General features: G+C 52.1%; 1 pseudogene. It reads right to left on the bottom strand.

What is annotated here, in order from left to right:
* Positions 1 to 390 precede the first annotated feature (390 nt).
* Positions 391 to 562 (bottom strand): annotated as a pseudogene (locus PORUE0001_RS10055) (L-threonine 3-dehydrogenase); the annotation flags it as partial.

Below are 562 nucleotides of genomic sequence, written 5' to 3' on the forward strand. Positions count from 1 at the left end.
ATGTGGCAATTTCTCCGTGAAGATCGGTAACTATAGGCTCCGTGACTTGGTTTCATCGGGAGAAACTGGAGTTTCTTACCGAAGAAACTAGTGTTTCATGCCGAAGAAACTAGTGTTTCATGCCGAAGAAACTAGAGTTTCATGCCTAGGAAAACAGAAATCCCTCCCTAGGAACCGAGAAGTTCCTACGTTGGAACTGAAAAGTTCCAAGGGAGGAACCGTTTTGGGCGCTTTTACAAAAGCTTTCGTCTCCACACGGAAGGTGGCCATGCGTACGCACTTGCGGAGCCTTCCTCGAGAGTCACAAATGAAAAGCGCCACCCCTGAGCGAACTCAAGAGTGGCGCATGTGGATGAGACTGTGTCAGTCTCTGGGGATCTGTGCGGATGCTTACTTGCCGTAGCGAGCGCGTAGCACCTGGATCATATCCTGACTCATGGTGTCGAGGTCGTAGTGTGGTTGCCAGTCCCACTCACGACGAGCGCAGCTGTCGTCGAGCGAGTTAGGCCACGACTCAGCGATAGCTTGGCGCAGCGGATCGACATCGTAGCTCATCTCGAAG

Origin of the sequence: Porphyromonas uenonis 60-3, from assembly GCF_000174775.1 — a bacterium.
Lineage (GTDB): Bacteria > Bacteroidota > Bacteroidia > Bacteroidales > Porphyromonadaceae > Porphyromonas > Porphyromonas uenonis_A.